The organism is Thalassobaculum fulvum, assembly GCF_014652915.1.
GTDB lineage: Bacteria > Pseudomonadota > Alphaproteobacteria > Thalassobaculales > Thalassobaculaceae > Thalassobaculum_A > Thalassobaculum_A fulvum.
Window position 1 is genome coordinate 1 of record NZ_BMZS01000026.1, and the last position, 696, is coordinate 696.

The 696-nt window shown below is 72.6% G+C and carries 1 protein-coding gene; it reads left to right on the forward strand.

The annotated features are described in order from the left end of the window. The coding region (locus tag IE246_RS27805; protein ID WP_229837549.1) for an Ig-like domain-containing protein at nt 1–696 on the forward strand (696 nt) is incomplete at both ends.

The window sequence follows — 696 nt, forward strand, 5'->3', positions numbered from 1 at the left end:
CGACGATCGGTGCGCCGGACCTGCTGGCGTCGAGCGACACCGGGACGTCGAGCACCGACAACATCACCAGTTCGACGCTGCCGACGGTGTCCGGCACCGGGGCGGTCGCGAACGCGCTGGTGCACGTCCTGGTCGGCGGGGTGACGGTCGGTTCGGTGACCGCCAGCGCCGCGGGCGCCTGGACCTACGCCTTCACTTCGACGCTGTCGGCCGGCACCCACGCGATCACCGCGGTCGGCGAGGACGTTGCCGGCAACGACGGCCCGGCCAGCGCGGCGCTGAACGTGGTGGTCGACACCACCGCGCCGGCGACGCTGGCGGCGCCGGACCTGCTGGCGGCCAGCGACAGCGGCTCGTCGAACACCGACAACATCACCAGCTCGACGACCCAGCAGCTCTCGGGTTCGGCGACCACCGGCGACAGCGTGAACATCATCGTCGGCGGGACGACGCTGCAGACGGTGACGGCGGCCGGCGGGTCGTGGTCGTACACCGCGACGCTGACGGCGGGCAGCTACGCGATCACGGTCAACGCGGTCGACGCTGCCGGCAACGCCGGCGGGGCCTCGTCGGCGCTCGGGCTGACGGTCGACACCACCGCGCCGACGACGCTGGACGTGCCGGACCTGCTGGCGGCCAGCGACCTCGGGGTGTCGAGCACCGACAACATCACCAGTTCGGCGACCCAGCAGCTGA